Annotated in this window: 14 protein-coding genes and 1 riboswitch; of the genes, 13 read left to right on the top strand and 1 reads right to left on the bottom strand. The window is 73.5% G+C overall.

From position 1 onward, the window contains the following. Nucleotides 1-7: 7 nt before the first annotated feature. Nucleotides 8-11,227 (bottom strand): tetratricopeptide repeat protein, encoded by an 11,220-nt coding sequence (locus WME73_RS01400; RefSeq protein WP_437914517.1) that lies wholly within the window; start codon nucleotides 11,225-11,227, stop codon nucleotides 8-10. A 251-nt stretch (nucleotides 11,228-11,478) separates the two neighbouring features. Between WME73_RS01400 and WME73_RS01395 the strand changes: the two genes are divergently transcribed. The 13 genes from WME73_RS01395 (at nucleotide 11,479) to WME73_RS01335 (ending at nucleotide 23,469) form a co-directional block, all read left to right on the top strand. After that, nucleotides 11,479-12,369 carry a 3-hydroxyacyl-CoA dehydrogenase family protein gene (locus WME73_RS01395; protein ID WP_437743751.1) on the top strand — a complete coding sequence of 297 codons (891 nt, stop codon included), beginning with the start codon at nucleotides 11,479-11,481 and terminating at the stop codon, nucleotides 12,367-12,369. Nucleotides 12,370-12,947: 578 nt separating this feature from the next. Continuing rightward, nucleotides 12,948-13,775 carry an enoyl-CoA hydratase/isomerase family protein gene (locus tag WME73_RS01390; protein ID WP_437743750.1) on the top strand — a complete coding sequence of 276 codons (828 nt, stop codon included), beginning with the start codon at nucleotides 12,948-12,950 and terminating at the stop codon, nucleotides 13,773-13,775. Nucleotides 13,776-14,919: 1,144 nt separating this feature from the next. Then, nucleotides 14,920-15,127: riboswitch (cobalamin riboswitch) on the top strand. 98 nt (nucleotides 15,128-15,225) lie between these two features. Then, the gene (locus tag WME73_RS01385; protein WP_437748147.1) at nucleotides 15,226-15,939 is read left to right on the top strand and encodes an energy-coupling factor ABC transporter permease; all 714 of its coding nucleotides are present in this window, start codon (nucleotides 15,226-15,228) and stop codon (nucleotides 15,937-15,939) included. Next, nucleotides 15,936-16,277 (top strand): hypothetical protein, encoded by a 342-nt coding sequence (locus WME73_RS01380; protein WP_437743749.1) that lies wholly within the window; start codon nucleotides 15,936-15,938, stop codon nucleotides 16,275-16,277. The genes WME73_RS01385 and WME73_RS01380 overlap by 4 nt, the downstream gene beginning before the upstream one ends. After that, entirely contained in the window at nucleotides 16,267-17,016 is a 750-nt protein-coding gene (locus WME73_RS01375; RefSeq protein WP_437914516.1) for a CbiQ family ECF transporter T component, read from the top strand. Before WME73_RS01380 ends, WME73_RS01375 begins: the two co-directional genes overlap by 11 nt. After that, nucleotides 17,013-17,834 carry an energy-coupling factor ABC transporter ATP-binding protein gene (locus tag WME73_RS01370; RefSeq protein WP_437914515.1) on the top strand — a complete coding sequence of 274 codons (822 nt, stop codon included), beginning with the start codon at nucleotides 17,013-17,015 and terminating at the stop codon, nucleotides 17,832-17,834. Before WME73_RS01375 ends, WME73_RS01370 begins: the two co-directional genes overlap by 4 nt. Continuing rightward, entirely contained in the window at nucleotides 17,810-18,997 is a 1,188-nt protein-coding gene (locus tag WME73_RS01365) for a CbiX/SirB N-terminal domain-containing protein (protein ID WP_437743746.1), read from the top strand. The genes WME73_RS01370 and WME73_RS01365 overlap by 25 nt, the downstream gene beginning before the upstream one ends. 146 nt (nucleotides 18,998-19,143) lie before the next feature. Beyond that, nucleotides 19,144-19,854, top strand: coding sequence for a TetR/AcrR family transcriptional regulator (locus WME73_RS01360; protein ID WP_437914514.1), 711 nt, complete (start codon nucleotides 19,144-19,146; stop codon nucleotides 19,852-19,854). Further along, nucleotides 19,851-20,588, top strand: a complete 738-nt coding sequence (locus WME73_RS01355) for an ABC transporter ATP-binding protein (protein ID WP_437914513.1) — start codon at nucleotides 19,851-19,853, stop codon at nucleotides 20,586-20,588. The genes WME73_RS01360 and WME73_RS01355 overlap by 4 nt, the downstream gene beginning before the upstream one ends. Further along, nucleotides 20,585-21,352, top strand: a complete 768-nt coding sequence (locus WME73_RS01350; RefSeq protein WP_437743744.1) for a hypothetical protein — start codon at nucleotides 20,585-20,587, stop codon at nucleotides 21,350-21,352. Before WME73_RS01355 ends, WME73_RS01350 begins: the two co-directional genes overlap by 4 nt. Then, nucleotides 21,349-22,155: a hypothetical protein gene (locus WME73_RS01345; protein ID WP_437914512.1), complete on the top strand. Its 807-nt coding sequence runs from the start codon at nucleotides 21,349-21,351 to the stop codon at nucleotides 22,153-22,155. The genes WME73_RS01350 and WME73_RS01345 overlap by 4 nt, the downstream gene beginning before the upstream one ends. Before the next feature lie 132 nt (nucleotides 22,156-22,287). Continuing rightward, a complete protein-coding gene (locus WME73_RS01340; RefSeq protein ID WP_437914511.1) occupies nucleotides 22,288-22,662 on the top strand; it encodes a DUF3209 family protein in 375 nt (124 codons plus the stop codon). 69 nt (nucleotides 22,663-22,731) lie between these two features. Next, nucleotides 22,732-23,469, top strand: coding sequence for an FAD-dependent oxidoreductase (locus WME73_RS01335; protein ID WP_437914510.1), 738 nt, complete (start codon nucleotides 22,732-22,734; stop codon nucleotides 23,467-23,469). The last annotated feature ends 7 nt before the right edge of the window (nucleotides 23,470-23,476 follow it).

Raw genomic sequence — 23,476 nt, 5'->3', positions numbered from 1 at the left:
GATTACGTCACTTCTTGAGCTGCGCCAGGAGCTCCTTCGCCGGGGCGAAGTCCCGCTCGTTGTCGAGCGCGCGCTCCAGCATCTGGATCGCCTTCTTGTCGTCGTTCTGACGGTGGCTGATCACGCCGAGGTAATAGAAGACCTCGCCCTTGCTGATCGGCGCGCCCTCGTCGAGCTTCTGGAGGAGCAGGGCGCGGAAGGTCTTCTGCGCGCGATCGATGTGCGCCGCCTTCGCCGCGTCGTCGCCCGACTCCGACAGATCGAGCGCCAGCACGCCGAGGTCGCGGAGGATGGCGATCGAGCCCGGGTCGATCTTGAAGGCGATGTCGAGCTCGGCGAGCGCCCGCTCCCGCTGCCCCTCGGCCAGGTAGGCCTTGGCGAGGCGGTGGTGGATCGCGGCGAGATCCTTCGAGCGGCGGCCGCCGTAGGACTCGACGATCTGCTGGAGCGCCTCGGCGGCCTTCTGGCCGCGGCCCGAGGCGCTGTACGCGTCGCACAGCGCGAGCAGGAGCTCGCGGTCGCCCGGCACGAGCTCGGTGGCCTTGACCAGGAGGTCCGCCGCGCGGCCGGGATCGTTCCGCTTCGCCAGGTGGATGCCGGCCGCCTTGCGGTAGAGCGCCACCTTCTCGGCCGGCTGCGCGGCCGCCTCGGCGTCGCCGGTGATGAGATCGGCGAGCTCGGTGAAGGCCTGCTGCTTCTCGTAGAGGGCGAGGAGCTGCTTCCTGATCTCCTGCGCCGACCCGTCCGCCGCGAGCCCCCGCTCGAGCACGCGCCGGACCGCGCCCTCGTCGCCGAGGGACCGGTGCAGATCCGCGAGCCGGAGCGCCGTGCCCACCGCCTCCGCGGCGCGGGCGTCCTCGAGGATCACCTCGAGCCGCTGCGCCGCCTCGGCCTTCTCCCCGCGCTGCTCGTGCAGGCGCGCCAGCGCGAGGAGCGCGCCGTGGTGGCGCGGCTCGCGCTCGAGGACCGCGCGGTAGGTCTCGATCGCCCGCGCCGTGTCGTTCAGCCGCGCCTCGTAGACCTCGCCGAGGCGAACGCTGTACGAGAGCTCCGCCGCGACGTCGCCGCGGTCCTTCGCGCGCTCGATCTGCGTGACGAACAGGTCCGACAGCTCCTGATCGCGGCCGGTCTTCTCGAGCAGCTGGGCGAGCAGGACCGTCGCCTTCTCGTTGTCGGGCTGCTCGTCGAGGACCGCGCGCAGGTGCTCGGTCGCCTCGCTCACCGCGTCGAGCCGCGAGAGGCAGATCTCCGCGCTCTCGAGGCGCAGCGCCGAGCGGGCCTCGGGCGACTCGGCCAGGTCGGTGAGCCGCTCGAGCAGCGCGAGCAGCTCCTTGTGCTTGCCGGCCTTCGCGTAGAGCTCGCGCAGCGCCGTCGCGGCGCGCGCGTCGCCCGGATCCGCCTCGAAGAGCGTCTCGTAGAGCTCGATCGCCGCGGCGTCGTCGCCGAGCCGCTCGCGCGCGACCGCCGCGGCGGCGTGCCGCGCGTCGCGGATGCGCTCGGCCTCCGCGTAGAGCTCGGACTGGCGCACGAGCAGCCGGAAGACCTCCTTGTGGTCGCCCGCCTCCTCCCGCACCTTCGTGAGCTCGGCGAGCGCCCAGGTGTCGCCCTCGTCCGCGGCGATCATCTCGCGCAGGATCGCCTCGACGAGCTCCCGGTCGCCCAGCGCGCGCTCCGCGAGCTCCTTCGCCTCGCGGCGAAGCTCGCCCGCGCTCCCTTCCATGCCGTCGAGGGCGGCGATCCGGCGCAGCGTGCCGATGAGGTCGCGCTCGCGCCCCGGCGCCCGCTGCAGCTCCTCGATCGACCGCAGGATGTGCTCGCTCGTGGGATCGTGCGTGAGCGCCGCCTCGTACGCCGCCTCGGCGGCCTTGGCGTCGCCCACCTTGTTCTTCTGCCACTCGGCGATGCGCATCCAGAGGTCGCGCGCCGTGTCGCCGTCGAGCTCGGTCCCGGCCCGCACCGCCCGCTCCAGGGCGGAGGCGGCGCTCGCCCAGCCGCCCGTCAGCGGAGCCAGGCGCTCGATCTCGCCGAGCACGTCCGGGTCCGACGGGTCGTCGGCGAGCGCCTTCTCGAGGGTCTCCAGCGCCGCCCTCGGATCGTTCGAGCGCACCTCGAGCACCTTCGCCAGGTCGAGGCGCATGCGGATCCGCTCCGCGCCGCCCGGCGCGAAGCGGATGCGCTTCTCGTAGAGGCGCGCCAGCGCGGCGTTGTCGCCCCGCGTCCGGTAGACGCCCTCGAGCGCCTCGGCCGCCTCGTCGAAGAGCGCCGGGTCCTCGGTGAGCGCCTCGATCGCGCCGCTCGCCCGCTCGTGATCGACCGCGCGATCGAGCGCCTGCCGCAGGGTGTTCAGGCCCTGGGGCTTGTCGCCGAACGACCCGATCTGGATCACCGCGAGCCGGTAGAAGAGATCCGCCTGGTCGCGATCGCCGGGCGTGACCGCGACGCGGCGCTCGAGCACGTCCGCGAGCGACCGCTCGTCGGCGAGGCGGCCGTAGAGCCGGTCCAGCGCCTCGAGGAGCTCCGGCGTGTCGCCGGCGTGCTCGACGGCCTTCGCGTAGGCCTGGGCGCTGCGCCGGTCGTCGCCGAGCTTCTCCTCGGCGATGCGGCCGATCCGCAGGAACAGGTCCTTCGCGATCGTCGCGTCGAACGTCGCCGCGGCCCGCTGCGCGAGCGCGTCGCAGTAGCGGCCGAAGCCGTCCGTGCGCTCCGCGAGCCGCTCGATCTCGCCGTGCAGCGACGCGTCGTCCGGCGCGTCCTCCAGCGCCCGGAGCAGCGCCTGCTCCGCCTCGAGCGGGCGCCCGAGCTGCACGTCCTGCACGAGGGCGATCGCCAGGAGGGTCGCTGCCCGGTCGGTCGGCTCGGTCTGCGCGCGCAGGCGCAGCTCGAGCGCGGCCGCGAGCTCCTCGTGGCGGCCGGCCGCGCGGAGGACGGGCTCGAGCACCTCGGCGGCGTCGAGCCGCAGCTCCTCCCGGCCCTCGCCGATGGCGCGGACCGCCTGGATCGCGTGGTCGTTCACCGCGTCCTCGTCGAGGACGAGCCGGTACTGCTCGATCGCGTCGCTCGGGCTCTCCAGCTCCCCCGCGTAGAGGTCGCCGATCGCCGTCCGCAGCTTGATGCGCGCGTCCCTGTCCGCGGCCGCGCTCGCCTGGAGCATCAGGTTCGACAGGAGCTCGTCCCACATCCGCTCGGCCCGGTAGAGCCGCTCCAGCGAGGACAGCACCGCCGGATCGCCCTGCTTCGCCTCGAGCGCCGCGTTGAGCGCCGCGATGGCGTCGCGCGGGCTCGAGAGATCCCGCTCGTAGCGCTCGGCGGCGCGCACGTTGAGGTCGTAGCGCAGCTCCTCCTCGTCGGGGCCCGCGAGCTCGACGCGCCGGCCGTAGAGCTCGACGAGGCGGCTCGCGGCGCCGCGCGGCTCGTGCAGCTCGATGAGGGCGTCGATCGTCATCGCGCTCTCGGGATCGAGCTCGAGCGCCCGCTCGTACGCCTGGATGGCGCCCTCCGTGTCCTCGAGCATCTCGAGCTTGGTCTCGGCGATGCGCCGGCAGATCGAGGCGTTCTCCTCGTCCGACGCCATCTCGCTCTTCTTCTCGAGGACGGAGATGAGCGTGTCCCAGTCGCTGAGCAGCACGGCCAGGGTGTCCATCTGCTCGAGCGGCTCGGGATCGCTCGGGTCGAGCGCGGACAGCCGCGCGTAGGCGCGGAGCGCCCGGCGCGGGTCGTCGATGCGCGTGTCGTAGACCTTGGCCAGCGACGAGAGCAGCTCGCGCTTCGTGAGCTCGTCCGACGTGGTGGTCACCCCCGCCTCGAGGCTGTCCGCGAGCTCCTCCCAGGCGCCGAGCTGCTCGGCGAGCCGCTCGAGCTCGCCGCGCGTCTCGCCGTCGTCCGGATCGAGGCCGAACGCCGTCCGGGTCGCGTCGAAGGCGCGCAGCTCGTCGTTGCCGCGCGTCTCCCAGAGCTTCGCCGTCTCCCGGAGCACCGCGACCTTCTCGCGCGCGTCCGAGGCGAGGCCGAACCGCTCGTCGTTCAGCCGGACGAGCTGCCGCCAGTCGTCCGCCCCCTCGTAGAGCGGGCCGAGGATCTCGACGACCCGCGCCTTGTGCTGCGGGTCCTGGATGAGCGCCTCGAGCGCCCGGATCGCCTCGGCGTGCGAGGGCACCTCGCCGACGATCGCCTCGAGCTGATCGATCGCGCCCGAGGTGTCCTCGAGCCGCGTGCGCAAGAGCGCCGCGAGCGCGAGCCGGTAGGGCGCCGCCCGCTCGCCGTTCGGGGCCGCCTCGGCCCGGCGCAGGTAGAGGTCGGCGAGGTCGCGCGGCCGGTCGAGCTCGCGGTAGAGCTCCGTCAGCGCGTCGAGCGCCCGGGCGTCGTTCTCGTCGACGTCGAGCGCCGCGCGGTACGTCTCGATCGCGAGCGCGGGCTCGCGGAGCTCCGTCCGCTCCAGGCGCGCGATCGTGTGGAGGGCGTCGAGCCGGTCCTCGTCCTTCCGGTAGTCGAGCGCCGCGCGGTAGAGCTGGATGCGCTCCGCGTGGCGCCCTTCCTTGACGAGCAGCCCGTCGATCGCGTCGAACAGCTCGCGCGAGTCCGGCTCGAACTCGTGCGCGCGCCGGTACCACCGCAGCGCGTCGGCCACGTCGCCGAGCTGGGCGTAGAGCTCGCCGGTGCGCCGGCTGAGCTTCGCGCTCGACGCGTCGTCCGAGGTGAGCTCCCCGAGCTCCGCCGCGTAGATCTCCGCGAGCCGCCGCTCCGCGCTCGCCACCTTCGCGAGCCGCTCGAGCTCCGCCCAGACCCCCTCGTCGGTGAGGTCCTCGTGGAGGAGCTTCGCCACCGTCTCGAGCGCCGCGCGGTAATCCTCGAGCTGCTCCTCGTGCAGCGTCGCGAGCCGCTGCAGCAGATCGCGGCGCTCGACCGGGTCCTGGCTCGCGGCGAGGCGCGCGTCGAGCGCGATCTTCACCCGGTTCCAGTCCGCCCGGCGCAGGTACACCGGCTCGAGCATCTCCCCGGCGCGCGCCCGGTGCTCCGCCTCGGCCGAGCCCTCGAGGATCGCCTCGAGCAGCGAGACCGCGCCCTCGTGCGCCGGATCGATGAGCAGCGCCTCGGAGAGCTCGTCGAACGCGCGCTGCAGGTCCTCGGTGTGCCGGTGCGCGACGAGCGCGATCTTGACGTGCAGCTCGGCGAGGTCGCCGGCGCGCACGTCGAGCTGCCGCTCGTAGAGCCGGATGAGGTCCTGGAAGCGCCCCGCCTCGCGGTAGAGGCCGTCCAGCGCCGCGATGGCGTCCGGGTGGAGCGCGATGTCGAGGATCGTCTCGTAGGTCGCGATCGCGCCGGCCTGGTCCCCGAGCGGGCCCCGCTCGAGCTCGGCAATCCGGAAGAGCAGCCCCGTCTTCTCCTCGTCGGTCTCGGCGTGCTCGACCCGGAGCTTCAGGATCTCGAGCAGCCGCCCGGCGTCGCGCGCCTCCCCGTAGAGCTCCTCCAGCGCGATCATCGCCCGCCGGTCGTCCCCGCGGGCCTCGAGCGCCTTCTTGTACTGCTCGACCGCGAGCTCGCGGTCGTCGAGCTTGTGCCGCGCGAGCTCGCCGACCCGCAGCCGCACGTTCTGCTGCACGTCGCCGTCGAGGATGTCCGGCGCGATGCGCTGGAACAGCTCGCACACCTCGGACCAGCGCCCCGTGGCCTCGCCGAGCCGCTCGACCGTGGCGATCCAGGTCGTCACCTCGGGCTCGCCCGCCGCCTCCCGCACGCCGCGGAGCGCGTAGCCGAACGCCCGCGACGTGTCGCCGAGCGGCCCCTCCGCGGTGCGGAGCGACTTCTGCAGGGTGGCGAGCCGCTCGCTCGGGAGATCCGAGGTCTCGACCTTGATCTCCAGGACCCGGAGCAGGCGCTCGGCGTCGCCGTCCGCCTCGTAGAGCGGCTCGAGCGTCTCGGCCGCGTCGCGCCGCGCGTCCTCCCGCTCGAGCATCGCCTCGAGCGCCGCGCGGCAGCGCGCGTTCGACGGGTCGAGCGAGAGCGCCTGGCGGTACGCCTCGAGCGCCCCCGTCGCGTCGGCCTGGTGCAGACGCCGCACGTCGCCGAGCCGCGCCAGCAGATCGAGCCGGGCGGGCGTCTCCACCGCGAGGGACAGGTCCACCTCCAGCGTCTCGGCGAGGTCGACCCAGCGCTCGTCGAGCTCGTAGAGCTCCTCGAGGGCCGCGAGCGTCGGGCGCTCCGGGCCGAACTCGTCGAGCACCGCGCGCCACGCGTTGATCGCCTCGGGCACGTCGGCGAGCTTCTGCGCGAGCGTCTCGGCCGCCTTGGTCATCGCGCGCCGACGCTCCTCGGGCTCCGTCGTCGACTGCTCCCGCGCCCGGAGCACGGAGACGAGCTCCCGCCACTGCGACGTCCGCTCGTAGAGCCGCTCGAGCGCCGCGAGCGCCGCCACGTCGGCGCCGTCGTCGCCGAGCCGCGCCTGCCAGGCCTCGATCGCCTTGGCCGGATCGTCCAGCACCGTCTCGTGCAGCGTCCCGATGCGCTCGTAGAGCGACCGCCGCGTCTCGACGTTCTCCTCGAGGCGCACCTCGATCGCGAGCACGCCCGCGAGCGCCTGGTGCTGCTCCTTCGCGGCGTAGATGCGTCCGAGCGCCTGCGCCGCCGGGATCACCAGCGTCGGATCGGTCGGATCGATGGCGAGCACGCGCCGGTAGACCTTCTCGGCCCGGTCGGCGTCGCCGAGGAGATCCTCGCAGATCCTCGCGACTTCCATCAGGATTTCGCCGCGGATGGTCGCCGTCCCGCACGCGTCCGCCGCCGCCGTGAGCACCTCGGCGACCTGCTCGTGCTCGCCGAGGCGCCGGCCGATCTCGATGAGCCGCTCGCGCGCCGCGAGGTCCTCCGGCTCGAGCGGCAGGAGCTCCGACAGGCTGGCGAACGCGCCCGCGTCGTCCCTGAGCCGCTCGTCCTGGAGCACGCTGACCCGGCGGAGCAGCTCGCGCCGCTCCGACTCGGTCTCGGCGCCCTGGCGCCGGATCTCGAGGACCCGCACGAGCTGCCGGATCTCGTCCCGCGCCTCGTACACCGCCTCGAGCACGCGCGCCGCGCGGAGCCGGAGCGCCCCGATGTCGAGCAGCCGCTCGACGAGCTCGCGCGCCTTCGGATCGTTCTGGCGGATCCGCAGCACGTCCTCGAGGTGCCCGAGCGACCCATCGGGCTCGTGCAGCCGGTCGAGGTAGATGCTGCCGAGCGACAGCTTGATCTCGACGCTCTCGGCCTCGGTCGCCGTCTTCAGGCGCTGCTCGAGGAGCGCCGCGAGGTCGCGGAAGCGGCCCTCGCGCTCGTAGAGCTTCTCCAGCGAGTCGAGCGCCGCCGTGTAGAACGGATCGAGCTCGAGGATGCGCTCGTAGTAGCCGATCGCCTTGGCGGCATCGCCGATGATCTCCTCGGCGATGAGCGCCACCTCGTTGAGCAGCTCGATGCGCTCGCTCTGGTCCGTCGTGCCCTTCGCGGCGCGGTCGTAGAGCTCCTCGAGCTCGCCCCACCGCTCGGCCGCCGTCAGGATCTGCTTCAGCCGCTCGAACGCGCGGTGGTTGTTCGGATCGAGGCTCAGCACCCGCTCCAGGTAGGGCTTCGCGCCCTCCGGGTCGCCGAGCTGCTCGTCGTGGAGGCTCGCCGCGCGCTCGCAGAGCTCGACCTCCACGGAGCTGCCGAGCACCTTGTCGCCCTCGGTGCGGCCCGCGACGAGGTGCACGCGGTACGCCTCCGCGAGGTCGGTCGGGCGGCCGGCGCGCCGCGACAGCTCGGCGGCGCGATCCCAGAGCTCGATGTCGTCCGAGAACTCGTGCAGCGCCCGGAGGAGCGCGTCGAACGCCGTCCCGGCCGCGTGCAGCTTCGTCTCCTCGACGCTCGCGAGCGTGACGTAGAGCTCCCGCCGCCGCGCCGGATCCCGCTCCGACTCGAGGATGACCCGGAGCGCCATGGCCTCGCGCCGGTGGTTGCCCGTCTCGGCGTACTCGACGGCGAGCACCTTGGCCGCGCGCACGCGCGTCTCCGGGCGCTCGACGAGCCGCGAGAGGACGGCGATCGCGTCCGGGTCGTGCGCCGACAGATCGAGCGCGCGCACCGCCGCCTCGAACGCGTCCGCGGGCCGATCCAGCCGGTCCAGGTAGAGCGTCGCGAGCTCGATCTCGCGGCGCGCCCGCTCGTCGCCCTCGCTGACGTCGCGGTGCGTGGCCACGATCACGGACGCCGCCTCGTACTCGCCCGCGGCGTTCAGGAGGCGCGAGAGCACCCGCAGCGCGTTGATGCGCCCGGGCGTCAGCGCGATGACCTTGCGCAGGAGCTCGATCGCCTTCGCCGGGTCGCCGAAGACCTCCTCCTCGAGCGTCGCCCACTCCTCGAGGATCTCGGCGCGGTCCTCGCCCCCGACCTGGCTCGCCCTGAGCTCGAACAGCCACCGCAGATCGGCCTGCCGCTCGTTCGCGCGGAGGAGCGCGTCGAGCGCCCGCACCGTGTCGTCGTCGGACGGATCGTCCTCGACGAGGCCGCGGTAGACGATCACCGCCTCGTCGAGCTTGCCCATCTCGCGCGCGTACACCTCGGCGAGCTTCAGCCGCAGCGTGCGCTGCACGTCGGTCTCGAGGTCCTCCGCCGTCCGCAGCCGGCCCTCGACCGCCTCGACGAACGGTCCCCACGAGCCCGCCGCCCGCGACCAGGCCTCGAGCAGATCGAGCCCGTCGTCGTCCGGCTGGAGCTCGTAGGCGCGGCGCGCGTAGCCGAGCGCGCCCGGCTTGTCCGAGAGCGGCCCGCCCGTCACCGCCGCGAGCTTGCGCAGCATGCCGACCTGCGCCTCGGCGTCGTCCGTCGCGTCGAGGAGGATCTCGTAGAGCGCCGGCAGCCGGGCCCACTTCTCCTCCTCCTCGTAGATCGGCACGAGCGCCGCCGCGGCGCGCGCGTCCTTCGGCGAGACGCTGAGCACGCGCTCGTACGAGCGCGCCGCGCGCTCGGGCGCCTTGAGCTGCTCCTCGAAGATCCGGGCCGCGCGGAAGGAGATGTCGAGCTTCGTGGCCGGATCGGTCGCCTTGTCCGCCGCGCCCGAGAGGAAGTCGACGAGCCCCTCCCAGTCGTTCTGCGAGGCGTAGAGCTCCTCGAGCCCGTCCCAGTCGCCCGCGGCGAAGTACGCGTCGCGCAGGACGCGGAGCGCGCGCGCGTGCCCCGGCGAGAGCGTGAGCACGCGCCGCCACGTCCGCGCCGCCTGGGCCGGATCCTTGAGGCGCTCGGCGTACACGGCCCCGAGCTTCTGCAGCGAGACGAGCCGCGCCGCGTCGTCGGGCGCGAGGTCGACGCGGCGCTCGAGCACCTCGGCGACCGTGGCGAAGTCCTTCTCGCGCTCGGCCTGCTTCTCGAGCGCGTCGAGCACCCCGGGGGCGCTCGGGTCGAGCTCGAGGATCCGCTTCTGCAGCGCGATCGCGTCCGCGCCGCGGTCGAGCCGCTCGGCGGCGAGCTTGGCCATCTCGCCGAGGAGCTCGATCTTCGCGGCGCCCTCGGCGCCCTCGAGCTTGCGCTCGTAGAGCGAGTAGAGCTGCGGCCAGGCGCGCCGCTTCAGGTACAGCTCGCGGAGCTTCTGCTGCGCCTCCTCGTCGATCGGCTCGACCGTGAGCAGCGCCTCGTACGCCGCGATGGCGTTCTGGACGTTGGAGAACTGGTCGAACCAGCGCCGCGCGACCGCGCGGTAGAGCCCCGCCTTCTCGGCGGGGCTCTCGGTCAGCTCGGCGAGGCGCTGCTGGTACGAGAGCAGGTCGCGCCAGCGCCCGAGCGACTCGTAGATGCGGGTCAGCTCCCGCACGGCGTCGACGTCCTTGTCGTCGAGCTGGACGATCTGGGTGAGGACCGTGACGAGGGCCGCGTCGTTCTTGGCGCGATCGCGGTAGATCGCGGCGATCTCGCGGAGCACAGCGACCCTGCCGGCGACGTCGTCGGCGGGCGTGCGCTCCAGGTCCTGCCGGTGGAGCTCGACGAGGGCGTTGTACCCCTCGGTCTGCAGGTAGAGGCGCTTCAGGGCGTCGCGCGCCTGGCGGTTCTCCGGGTCGGTCCGGAGCACGGACTTGTACTGCTCGATCGCCTTGGCGGCGTTCTCCTGCGACTCGGCGAGCCGCGCGAGCTCCGTGGCGATGGCGCGCTTCTCGGGGCCGTCGGGCACGGCGCGCTGCGCGTCCGTGAGGATCGTCGTGAGCCGCGGCTTGTCGCCGCGCTGATCGAGCACCTCGCGGTAGAAGTTGAGCATCCCGGCGTGCGCGGGGTCGGCGCGGCGCACGCGGTCGAAATAGGGCTCGGCCGCCTGGGGCTGGCCGCGCATGCGCCAGTGGACCATGGCGATCTGCACGAGCATGCCGAGCTCCTCGCCGGGCTTCACGCCGCCGCTGCGGAGCTGGTCCTCGTAGAGGGCGACGAGGCGATCCCAGTCGCCCGCGGCGGAGTAGGCCTCGGTCAGGAACGAGAGCGCCTCGGGCTGGCCGGGCGAGAGGTCGAGCAGCTCCTCGTACGCCGCGACGGTGCGGGTCGGATCGCTCAGGCGGGCCTTGACGGTGCGCGCCGCGCGGACGGCCGCCGCGATGCGGTCCTCCTTGAGCTGGGCCTCGCCCTTGACGAGCGACTGGACGCGGACGACGGCGTCCCAGTCCCCCGCGGAGGAGAAGGCGATCTCGGCGAGGTTGGCCGCGCGGAGGTTCTTCGGGTCGAGCATGAGGGCGAGCTCGATGAGCTCGGCCACCCTGGCGCCGAGCTCGGCGCGGCCGTAGCGGTAGCCGATGTCGGCCGCGCTCGTGTAGAGCGCGCTCTTGAAGGCGCCGTCGGTCGCGCCCTCGGCCTCGGCCACGTACCGGTCCACGAGGTCGCGCCACCGCTCGCGCTTCGAGGCGTCGGTCTCGAGCGCCTCGGCCGCGGCGTCGTCGTCGGGGCGCAGCTCGATCAGCCGCTTGTACGCGGCCGCCGCGCGGTCGACGTCGATGAGCTCCTCGTGGTAGACGCGGGCGAGCTCGGCCTGCATCGCGGGCTCGACGGCGCTGCCTGCGGCGAGGGCGATCTCCAGCTCGAGGAGGCGGGCCACGGCCTGCCATTCCTTCCGCTGCTCGTGCCGCCCGCGCGCCGCGCCGAGCAGGCGCTCGACGTCCCCGGGGCCCGCGCCGTTGTTCGGAGCGGTCACGGCCTCCGCGAGCTCGTTCCAGGCTGCCTCGTTTTCGGGCTCATCCTGCAGACGCCCAAGGGCCATCCGAATCGTCTCAACGCTCATCGTATCTCCGCGGACCTCGCGAATTCGGTCCGGTCCGTTCACGGGCCGGGCGAAGATAGCCGGGCGGACGACACGGTTTCAAGGTTCCTCGCCCCCGCGGGCCTGGAAGGTCGGGCGGAGCTTTCGCGCGCTTCTGCTTCTGTGGCGCGTGGACGTCCGAGCGGGCGGGCCGTCGGGCCGCGGGCGAGGGCGGTTCACCGCGCTCTCGGCTTCGGCTATCAACCGCGGCCATGGAAGCTACGACGATCAAGCGCTTCGGGGTGATCGGCGCGGGCCAGATGGGGCGAGGCATCGCCCAGGTCGCCGCGGCCGCGGGCCTCGAGGTGGTCCTGTGCGACGTCTCGAGGGCGCTGGCGGAGTCGGGCAAGGCCCAGATCGCCGCCATTCTCGCGAAGCAGGTGGAGAAGGGCAAGCTGGCCGCGGAGGCGCGGGAGGCGCTCCTCGGCCGCGTCGCGGTGGCCGACGGGATGGCGGGCCTGGCCGGGGTCGACCTGGCCGTGGAGGCGGTGACCGAGAGCTTCGAGGTGAAGAGCGGGATCTTCAAGCTCGCCGACGCGGCGCTGCCGAAGGGCGCGATCCTGGCGTCGAACACGTCGTCGATCTCGATCACGCGGCTCGGGGCGGTGACCGGCCGGCCTGAGCTGGTCATCGGGATGCACTTCATGAACCCGGTGCCGCTGATGAAGCTTGTCGAGCTCGTCCGTGGGGTCCAGACGTCGGACGCGACGTACGAGGCCGTCCGGGCGCTCTCGGTGGGGCTCGGCAAGACGGTGATCACCTCGAAGGACCAGCCCGGGTTCATCGTGAACCGGATGCTGATCCCCTTCCTCAACGAGGCGTGCTTCGCGCTCCAGGAGGGGCTGTCCACGCCGGAGGACATCGACGCAGGGGCGCGGCTCGGGCTGAACCACCCGATGGGGCCGCTCGAGCTCGCGGACCTGATCGGGCTCGACACGGTGCTGTCGATCGCGGAGGTGCTGCACCGGGAGTTCGGGGACTCGAAGTACCGGGCGGCCACGTTGCTCCGGAACCTGGTGGCTGCGGGGTGGTACGGGAAGAAGAGCGGGCGGGGGTTCTACGTGTACGACGAGAAGGGGCAGAAGAGCGGGCGGGCGGTGTAGAGAAGGCTGCCACGGAGCCAGGGAGGGAGGGGGCGCCGCGCGGGGGGCCGGCGGGGGCCCCTCCCACGAACTCGCGCCTTTTGGGGGGCCATGGCCGGCTGAACGGCAGGGCCGATCCGGGAGGGCGTCGCACGGAGCAGGCCGGCGCTCGGGTTCGTGGGGCCCTACCCCGCCGGCCCCCCGCGCGGCACCCCCTCCCTCCCTGGCTCTCTCCAGGGGGGATGACGACGGGGGAGCGACGACGGTAGCCGCGCGAGGCGAACACGGGTGTGCGGCTCGGAGGACGGGCGGCCCGCCCGGCTGCCCACGATTGCACGCGGCTCGCAGCAGGGCCGTCATGTCGCGCGCACCCGCACTCAAGCGGTGAGTTCGGATCATCGAGCGAAGGGCCGTGTCCCGGAACAGGCGCGTGACTCCTCCGGAAAATCGCTCGCCTGGAAATCGCTCGCTTGGAAATCGCTCGCTCGTCGGCTCGGCAACGGCCTCGATACAGCGGGATCGGGAGGACACGGAATGACGCCCTCCCTGGCCCACGGCAGGCGCTTCCCCCCGGCGCGGGGCGCTGCTAACCACGCTCCATGACCGCTCAAGAACAGCAGCCGGGGGCCCCTGCTCGCGGTACGCTCCAGTTCGTCGCCGTCGAGCGCGCGGATCACGTCGCCACCGTGACCATCCAGCGGCCCGACAAACTCAACGCCCTGAACCCCGCCGTCCTCGGCGAGCTCACCGCGGCCTTCCGCGACCTCCTCGCGCCCGCCGAGGGCAACGAGGTCCGCGCGGCGGTGCTGACCGGCGCCGGCAAGGCGTTCGTCGCCGGCGCCGACATCGCGGAGATGGCGACCATGAACAGCATCGCCGCGAAGCGGTTCGCCGACGCAGGCCACCGGCTCGCCGAGCTCATCGAGACTGCCCCCTTCCCCGTGATCGCCGCCGTCAACGGCTTCGCGCTGGGCGGCGGCTGCGAGCTCGCCCTCGCCTGCGACTTCATCTACGCCGCCGAAGGCGCCAAACTCGGCCAGCCCGAGGTGAACCTGGGCGTCATCCCGGGGTTCGGCGGGACCCAGCGGCTGCTTCGACGGGTCGGGCCCGGACGCGCGCGCGAGCTCGTCTATTCAGGTGACATGATCACCGCCCAGCAGGCGCTGTCGATCGGGCTCGTCAACGCCGTCTTCCCAGCGACCGAGCTCCTCGCGCGCGCCCACGAGACCGCCCTCAAGATCGCCTCGCGCGGCCCGCTCGCCGTCGCCGCCGCCAAGCGCGTCCTCCTGCGCGGCGAGAGCCTCGACCTCGCCGCCGCCAACGAGCTGGAAGCCCAGGCATTCGCGGCGCTCTTCGGCAGCGAAGATCAACAGGTCGGAATGAAAGCGTTCCTGGCGAAATCGCAGGCCACGTTCACCGGAAAGTGACACCTCGGAAGACGCGAACCGCGCGCTCGAGGGCAAAAAAAAATACCGCGCATCACGCTGGAGGGGGGCCCAGAATGACCGCGGCAGGGAAACCGCGCCGGAGTCTTGAACGTCCGCCACGGTGCAGAAGAAAGACCGCATGCGCTCCGGGCTGGGGGGTCCGCGCCGGTGCGCATGCGGTAGTCAGATTGTGGCATCCGCAGGCGCATTGTCGATAACAAAGTGCAACGCGTGCACGCCGAGCGAGCAGAGCGCTCCGGGCGCGAAGGCAGCCAGGCGGGCGCGCGACCCACACACACCCGATCTGCGGGGATTCACGTTCGAGCCGGGCATACCCCTCCACCAGAGACAGCGCCCAGCGCAGCGTTCGTCTCGCATTCCGAGACGAGCGAACACGAAATCCCTCATCTCTTCAATAAGAGAGGCCACGAGGCAGCAGGCCGTACACCGGACACCTGCTCCCGAGTAAAGAGCCAGGACGAACAAAGCACACTGCGGAAGGAACGCGCCGGCTCCTGTATTCAAGCGCACGAGAGGCCCTCGTGCGGGCCCAAACCGAGACGGGGGCTGCGCCCGCGCGGCGACAAAGTAAACAGATTTTATCTAAGGGGGACATAATTCAAGACGTGTGCTCGACGACTCTTCGCGTGATGCGTCTGGGTCAATTTCTCGGCCTCGCCCATCGCACATGACAGGGCCTCGATCGCTCGTCGGCGCCCATGCCTGCTCGATGGGGGGCGCCGACGGGCGCGCGGCACGCCTCGGCAGCGGTGGCCTCGTGCGCCTCGGCAGCGCCCCCAGAGGGCGGGGTGTCCACCAGCGCAGGCATCACCGCCGCACCGATGCCGCGGACGAGGGCGCTCGCGGCGGGCCGGACCGCGCACGGCGGAAGCTCGCGCCCCCGGGTCGACGCACCCGGGTTCGCCTGGGCCGCGCCCCCGGGTACGCGCCCGGCTCGCGCGATCGCGCCGCCAGGATACGCGGCCGACGCGCGGGGCAGCGCGCGAGGCGGAGCTGGCCCGCGCTCGACGGGGAGCTCGTCTGACATGCCATGCCGCACGCAGCGCCCGCTGAGCACCCTCCTCCACGATCGGGGCGCGACGTCCTTGACGCCGGGCACGAAACGGGATTACCGAGCACCGGCCTGACAATCCATTCCTCGGGTGCCCTCCGGGGCATAACAGGGAAGCCGGTGCAAAACCGGCGCGGTCCCGCCACCGTGAGTGGGGAGCTGCCTCCGAAGACCACTGGGCCCCATTGGAAGAGGCCTGGGAAGGTGGACGCAGCGCTGGGAGCTCGATCAGCTCCCTGAACCCATGAGCCGGGAGACCTACCCGAGCCTCCCACGAGGTGCAGCTTGCGCACGTCTTCGTGGCGTTCGGGTGCGGACTTCACCCGGAGCGCCGAAATCGGTCTTCACGGCCGCGCACTGTCGATCGCAGCCGTGTCCCTGGGGACGCTCCTCGCGCCCCGGCCCGCGGCCGCGATGCACCTCGCGGAAGGCGTCCTGCCGCTCGGCTGGTGCGCCTTCTGGAACGCGCTCGCCCTGCCCTTCGTCGCGATCGCCCTCCACCTGCTCCGGCGCCGCACCGAGCAGGACGCCTTCTACAAGCCGTTCGTCGGCCTCATCGCGGCCGCCGTCTTCGCGATCTCGTGCATGCCCGTGCCGGTGCCGACCGCCGGGACCTGCTCCCACCCGTGCGGCACAGGGCTCGCGGCGGTGCTCATCGGCCCCTGGATGACCGTGCTCGTCACCGTGGTGGCGCTCCTTATCCAGGCCCTCTTCCTCGCGCACGGCGGCCTCACCACGCTCGGCGCCGACGTCGCGTCGATGGGCATCGCGGGCGCCTTCACCGGATATTTCGCCTTCCATGTCGCGCGGCGCTGCGGCGCGAACCTCTGGGTCGCGGGCTTCCTCGCGGGCGTGACGTCGGACTGGGCAACCTACGCCACCACGGCGCTCGCGCTCGCGCTCGGGCTCTCGGGCGAGGGATCGGTGACGTCCATGTTCACGGGCGTCGCCCTCGCCTTCGTCCCCACCCAGCTCCCGCTCGGCCTGCTCGAGGGCGTCATGACCGCGGGGGCGCTCGCCTTCCTGCGCGCCCGGCGGCCCGACATCCTGGACCGGCTCCAGGTCGTCCGGCTCGCCCCGGGGGTGTCGTGACGCGGCGGCTCGGACAGCGCCCGCTGTCAGCGCCGCTCGCGCGGCGAGCGTGCGCGGCAGCGCTCCAGCTCGCCGGTTCATTCTGGCTCGCCGCCTGCGGCAACGCGTCCTGGGACGGCGTCGACGAGGCCGTGGTGCGCCGCGTCGCCGAGGACGCAGGGCGCCACGACACGGGGCCGCTGTTCGCGGGCCTCGAGGGCGACCTCCTGCTGTTCGCGTTCCTCTGGGCCGGGCTCCTCGCCGGCTTCGCCCTCGGCTATTTCTCGCGCGTGCTCTTCGTCGAGCGCGCGGGCGCGCCGGCGGGCAAGGCCGTCGGCGAAGGCCTCCGTGCGGACTGACCCGCCCGCGCGGCTCCGCGACGTGGACGCCCGGCTCCGCCTCGGGGCCGCCGTGGCGGCGTGCTGCGTCGCCGCGGGCGCGCGCTCGCCCGTCACGCCCGCCGCGCTGCTCCTCCTCGCGTGCGCGGCCCTCCGCCTCCAGGGCACGCCGGCGCGCGCCGTCCTCGGCGCCGCCGCGCCCGCCGCGTGGATCGGAGCGGTCGCGGCGGCGCTCGCGCTCGCGCTCACGCCGGGGACGCCGCTCCTCCCCGGCGCGCCGTTCCCGGCCGACGCGATCACGGCCGAGGGGGCCCGCCGCGCCGTGGCCATCGGCGCGCGCGTCCTCGCGGCGGCCGCGGTGCTCCGGTGGCTCGCCGGCGCCGCCGCGCCCGCCGAGATCGAGGCGGCGCTCGCCGGGCTCGGCGTCCCCGCGGCCCTTGTCGAGCTGCTCGCGCTGACGCGGCGCTTCGCCGGCGTGCTCCAGCGCGCGGCCGACAGCGCGTGGAGCGCCGCCGCGCTCCGCGGTGGGTTCACACGCCCCGGCGCTGCGGCGCGCTCGGCCGGCGCCGTCGCGGGCGTCGTGGCGCTCCGGACGCTGGAGCGCTCCGAGAGCGCCGCGCTCGCGATGCAGCTCCGCGGCTACCAGGGGAAGCTCCCCGTCGCCGACCGAAGGACGAGCGCGCCCGCCGCGAACGTCGCGTTCGCCGCCGCCGCCCTCGCGGCCCTCGGGCTCAGCGTCGCCGCGGGAGAGGCCGGATGATCGCGCTGCGCGCCCCCCGGCTCGGCTACCGGCGCGGCGAGCCCGTGCTGCGCGACGTGCGCCTCGACGTCGCCGAGGGCGAGTCCGTCGCGGTGCTCGGCGGCAACGGCGCCGGCAAGACCGCGCTGCTCCGGACGCTCGTCGGGCTCCTCCCGGCGCCCGGCGGCGGCGTCGAGATCGCGGGCCGCCGCGTGGCCTCGCCCTCGGACGCCGTCGCCGCGGGCGCCGCGCTCGTGCTCCAGGACCCGGACGACCAGCTGCTCGGCGCGACGCTCCTCGACGACGTCCTGTTCGGCCCGCGAAACCTCGGCCTGCCCGCGCCCGAGGCGCGCCGCCGCGCCGAGGCGGCGCTCGCCGCCGTGCAGATCGCCCACCTCGCCGATCGGGCCATCGAGGCGCTGAGCTTCGGCGAGCGCAAGCGCGCGTGCATCGCCGGGATGCTGGCGATGCGGCCGCGGGTGCTGCTGCTCGACGAGCCGACCGCGGGGCTCGACCCGGAGGGCGAGCTCGCCCTGTGCCAGACGCTGCGCGCGCTCTCCGAGCAGCAGGGGACCACGCTGCTCACCGCGACACACGCGGTGGATCTCGTGCCGCTCTTCGCCTCGCGCGCGGTCTTGCTGGGCGACGGTCAGGTCCTCGCGGACGGGCCGCCGCGGGAGGTGTTCGCGCGGGGGGAGCTCCTCGCGCGGGCGCGGGTGCGGCGGCCGTGGGTCGCCGAGCTCTGGACCCGGATGAGCCCTGTGCCGCCGCGGGGCGGCGCGGGGCTCCCGCTCACCCTGGAGGAGGCGCTCGCGTGCATGACGACGGTCTCCTGCTGATCGGCCACGGCAGCCGCGACGCCGCGTCGAACGCCGAGTTCGAGGCGATCGTGGCCGATTACGCCGCGGCGCGGCCCGAGATCGCCGTGCAGCACGGCTACATCGAGCTCGCGACGCCGCACCTCGCCGACGCGCTCGCGGCGCTCGCGGCGCGGGCGTCGCGGGTGGCGGTCGTGCCGCTCTTCCTGTTCGCGGCGGGGCACGTGAAGAACGACATCCCCCTCGCTCTCGAGCGGGCGCGGGCCGCGCACCCGGGCGTGCGCTTCTCGGCGGCGCGGCCGCTCGGCGTGCACCCGGCGCTCGCGGAGATCGCGTTCGAGCGCGCCGCGACCGCGCTGCCGGCCGACCCGGCCGCGCGGGCCCGGTCGGCGCTCGTCATCGTGGGGCGCGGGTCGAGCGACCCCGACGCGAACGGCGATTTCTGCAAGACGGCGCGCCTCATCGGCGAGGGCCGCGGGCTCCAGCTCGTCGAGCCGACCTTCATCGGCGTCACCCGGCCCTCGGTCGAGGAGACGCTGGAGCGGGTCGCGCGGCACCGACCGGAGCGCGTCGTGGTGGTCCCCTACTTCCTCTTCGCCGGGCGGCTCATGACGAAGCTCGCCGAGCAGGTCGACCGCTTCTCGTCGACATACCCGTGGATCCGGGCGTCGCTCGCGCCGCACCTCGGCCGGTCGAGCGCGCTCGAGGGCCTGATCGACGAGCGCGCGCGCCAGGCGTTCGCCGGTGAAGCGCCGCTCCCCTGCGACACGTGCATGTACCGCACCGCGCTGCCGGGGCTCGCCCGGGAGGTCGGCGGGCTCAAGGCGATGCTCTACAGCGTGCGCCACACGCTCACGCACACGCAGGCGTCGAACCACCCGCACGCCCACCGCTCGCTGCGCAAGCACGTGCTCGTCTGCGGGAACGCCGACTGCGTGGACCGCGGCAGCCTGGCGCTGCTCGAGTCGGTGCGCCGCCTCGTGAAGCAGGCCGGCCAGCAGCAGCAGATCCGCGTGACGAGGACGTCGTGCATGGGGCGCTGCGGCGAGGGGCCGACGGTCGCCGTCTACCCCGACGGGGTCTGGTACCGCGGCGTCCGCGAGGAGGACGCGAAGGACCTCGTCGAGGAGCACCTGCTCGGCGACCGGCTGGTGGCCCGGCTCGTCGACGACATCATGCAGTGAGGCGCGGCGCCGGGCGCCGCCCTCGAGCGTGAATCGCCGACGCGCGGAGCCTCCCCCGCAGCCCGCGCGCCATCTCGGCCGTCGTGGCCCTGCCCACGTCCCGCGCCAGGGCCGCCCCGGTTGACTCATATGTCCGATTCAGTCATATGAGTTCTGTGCCCGTCCGCCGCCCCGACAGACCCCGCGACCCTGCGCGGCGCACCAGGATCCTCGACGCCGCCAAGCGCCACTTCGTCGAGCGCGGCTTCAAGGGCACCAACCTCGACGCCGTCGCCGCCGAGGCCGGCTGCGCAAAGGGCGCCCTCTACCTCGAGTTCGCCGACAAGGAGTCCCTCCTGCGCGAGGTGGTGGAGCAAGCGTTCGCCACGATCCGCGCGCGCTTCGCCGCCGAGGTGCTCGGCCTGGAATCCCCGCTCGATCGCCTCGTCGCGACCCTCCGCTTCGCTTACCGACAGCAGGCGGCCGAGCCGCTCTTCGGCAAGCTCCTCCGCGAGGATCCCGACCTCCGCGCGCTCCGCCCGCTCGACGACGCCGCGAGCGCCGCCGCCGCGAAGGCGCAGATCGCCCAGATCAACGGCTGGGTCGACGAGGGCATCGCGCGCGGCGAGATCCGGCCCGACGTCGATCGCGACGCGATCCCCTTCGTCCTCGGCGTGCTGCGCTTCGCGCCCCAGCACCTCGGGCTGATCACGTCGTTCTGCGCCTTCGCCGGCGAGCGCACGCTCGACGCGATCGCCGACATCTTTCGCGCCGGCCTGGCCGCGCGTCCTGCAGCGACCCGCACGGAGACGACCTCCACGACGGCGATTCCCACGGAGCAGCGCGCGACCGCGTCGCGCGCAAGGAGCAAGCGATGAACCAGGCGATCGAGGTGAACGCGCTCGGCAAACGCTTCGCGAAGATCACGGCCGTCGACGGCGTGAGCTTCAGCGTCGCGGCCGGCGAGATCTTCGGCTTCATGGGGCACAACGGCGCCGGCAAGACCACGACGCTGCGTATGCTCCTCGGCCTGACCCGGCCCACCGCGGGCACCGCGCGCGTGCTCGGGCGCGACGTCGTCCACGAGACGCTCGAGGTCCGGCGGAACGCGGGTTACCTGCCCGCGTCGTACTCGCTGCCCCCCGACATGACGGCGCGCGGCTTCCTCCACTACATCGCCGCGATGTTCGCGCTGCCCGGCGACATCGCGGCCGCGCGCGCCGGCGCCCTCCTGCGCCGCTTCGGGCTCGAGCGCGAGGCGGACCGCCCCCTGCGCGGCTTCTCCACCGGCATGGCCCAGAAGGTCGGCATCGCCCAGGCGCTGATCAACGAGCCCGCGGTGCTCCTGCTCGACGAGCCGACCTCGGGGCTCGATCCCCTCGGCCGCCACGAGCTCCTCGAGGTGCTCCGCGCGCTCGCGCGCGAGCGCGGCGTCACCATCGTGTTCTCGTCGCACATCCTCTCCGACGTCGAGGCCCTCTGCCGGCGCGTCGCGGTGATGCACCGCTCGCGCCTCGTCGCCTGCGACGAGGTCGAGCGCCTCAAGGACGCGCACGGGGCGCGCACCATGGACGATCTCTACCTCGCGCTCGTGCGCAGGGAGGCCGCGTGATCCGCCTCCTCTGGCTCGACTACCTCACGACGCTCCGCGAGCGGAAGACCTGGCTCTGCGTCGCGATGCTCGTCTACGCGCTGGTCGCGATCCCCGTCGTGCTCGCGCGCCCGCCCGATCACGTGCGCGCCGCGATCGCCGCGTGGTTCGGCGACGCCGCGCCGTTCCAGGTCTTCATGTACGTGTGGATCGATCTGACGATGAACAAGGTGATCGCGTTCATCCCCGTGGTGCTCGCCAGCGGCGTCGTGCTCCGCGAGCGCGACACCGGCGTGCTGCCGCTCCTCGCCAGCAAGCCGCTCTCGATCCCCCGCTACTTCGTGCTCCGCGCGCTCAGCGCGTGCGCGGTGATGGTGACCCTGCACGTCGCGACCCAGCTCGCCGGCGCCGCCTACTTCACGGCGCGCGTCCCCGGCTTCCGCCCCGGCCCCTTCCTCGGCGCGATGTCGCTCCACGCCTTCGCGGCGCTCTTCGCGACCGCGCTCTGCGCCGCGATCGCCGCGTGGGTGAGGCACCGCGGCGCCTCGGCGCTGATCGGGTTCGCCACGCTCGGGGGCCTCGTGGGCCTCTCGCTCATCGGCTTCTATCAGCCCGCCTGGCGGAGCCTCTCCCTCGCGAACCCGATCGCCCTCGGCGCGCTCGGCCTCGGGAGCCTCGACCACCTCGGCCCCGCCGTGCTCGGCCCCCCGATGCTCGCGCTCGCCGCGCTCACCGCCCTCACCATCGCGGTCGGCGCCGCGGGCGTCCGGAGGATGGAAGCATGACCTCGACGACCGCCCCCGCCGCGGGCTCGCTCCGCGGCTACTTCGCGCTCGAGGCGCGCCGCGCCCCGCGCCGCACCTCGCTCCTCGCGGCGGCCGCCGGCGTGCTCGTGGTGCTCGGCAGCCACGCGCTGATCGTGCGCTTGCCGGCGCAGGTCATCCGCTTCCTCGAGCAGGCCTTCGCGATCGAGGGGATGGCCGCCGTGCTCCTCATCAACGATCTCCTCGCCGCCTATTTCGTCGCGTACTTCGTCGCCCTGGCGGGCCTCGTCGACGCGACGGTCACGGCCCGAGAGGAGCGTCGCCTCGAGCTCCTGCTCGCCAAGCCGATCCGCGCCCGCGTCTTCCTCGCCGCGCGCACGGCGCCCTCGCTGCTCGCCGGGGCCGGGGCGGGCGTGGTGGTCGCGGCCTCTACGGCGCTCGCCGTCGCGCCGCACATCGGCGCGAGCGACATGATCAGCGCGGCGGGCGCGCTCGGGGCCGGCCTCTTCCTCGTCGCGCTCTCGATCGCGCTGCTCTCGGCGCTCCTGCCGCTCCTGGTGCGGATGCGAGACGGCTTCCACGCGCTCCTGGTCGCGTCGGGCGCGTGGATGGCGCCGCTGATGCCCACGGCGGCGTTCATCTACCGGCCCGACGCGTTCGAGGCGCACGCGGGGCTCAGGGAGGCGACGGTGCTCGCGTCGCTGCTCTGGAGCGACGCCACCTCGGCCTGGCTCGGCCCGGTCGCGCTGGCGATCGCCATCCCGCTCGCCGTGATCTCCATCGCCGCCTCGGGCGTGCTCCTCGAGCGCACCGACGCGCTCTGAGCCCGGCGTGCGCCGCGGGGTCGGGCGCGCCTCGCTCGCTCTCACGCGGCGGCGCGCGCGTCTCTTCTCCCCGCCTTCGTCTTTCCGCCCTCTCTCCTAGCTGGTACGAGGGCCCGATAGAAGGGAACCGATATGGCCTGTCACGAGATCGCCGCGCTCCGCCTTGGGCTCATGAACATCCTGGGCATCGATGATCCCGCCGAGCGCACGCACGAGCTCGCCGAGCTCGGCGCCGCGGCCGCCGAGCCGGGGCCGGTCTCGGCGATGCTGCGCGCCGGGGACCTGAAGAGCCTCTCGCGCCTCTTCGAGGGGTCGCTCGTGGAGCTCCAGGAGAAGGTCGCGAAGACCGCCGCCGGCGACCCGAAGCTGCCTTACATGCGCTCGCTCCTCATCCTCACGAAGCAGGTCGAGCTCGACCTGCGCGCCCAGGTCGACGGGCTCGGCCGGCTCTACCGGGAGCTCGAGGAGATGCACGACTTCGTGCACGAGATCTACCCGGCCGAGTGAAGCGCGGGCCGCTCACCGGAGCGGCCATGGGGCGCGTGATTGCGACCGCGCGGAGACAGGAGCGACGTCATGGCAACACAAGGCAACCCGAAGATCAGGATCGCCCACGCAACGCCGCTCGGCGACGCCGCCCGGCTGCTCCGCCTCGAGCGCGTCGACGGCGCGGAGGTCGGCTTCGCCGGCGGGCAGTACGTGATCATCAACACCGGCGTCACCCTGCCCGGCGGCAGGCTCGCGAAGCGCGCCTACTCGATGCTCTCCAGCGACGCCGAGCAGCGCACGGTCGAGATCGCGGTGAAGCGCGTCGGGGCCGGGCCGGGCTCGAACGTGCTCAACGACATCGCCGTCGGCGCCGAGCTCGAGTTCAGCGGACCCTGGGGCAAGCTGCGGCTCGCGCCTGGCTTCTCCGGCCGCGCGCTCGTGATCGCCACCGACACCGGCATCACCGCCGCCCTCGGGATCGCCCGGAGCGCGGCCGCCGCCGGCGCGGCGCAGCTCGACCTGCTCTGGCTCGTCGAGCCGGGCGAGACCTTCGCCTCCGAGCCGTTCGTCCGCGAGCGCCTCCCCGCCGCCGTCCGCCTCGCGGTCGCCCGCGATCTCCCCCCGATCGGCCACCCCGAGCGGCCGGCGCGCGCGTGCGCCCTCGTGGAGCGAGAGCTCGCGGCAGGGCCCCACGACGCCGTGCTCTGCGCCGGCGACGGCGCGATCCTCTACCCGCTCCGCGACCGGCTCGCCTCGCTCGGCGCGCCCGAGGGCAGCGTGCTCCTGGAGAGCTTCTTCAACAACCCGATGAAGAAGTCCTCGTAATCATTCA

This window comes from Sorangium sp. So ce302, from assembly GCF_051530145.1.
Classification (GTDB): Bacteria; Myxococcota_A; Polyangia; order Polyangiales; family Polyangiaceae; genus Sorangium; species Sorangium cellulosum_B.
Note: the sequence above shows the minus strand (reverse complement) of the source record. Positions and strands in the feature narration are given on the sequence as shown.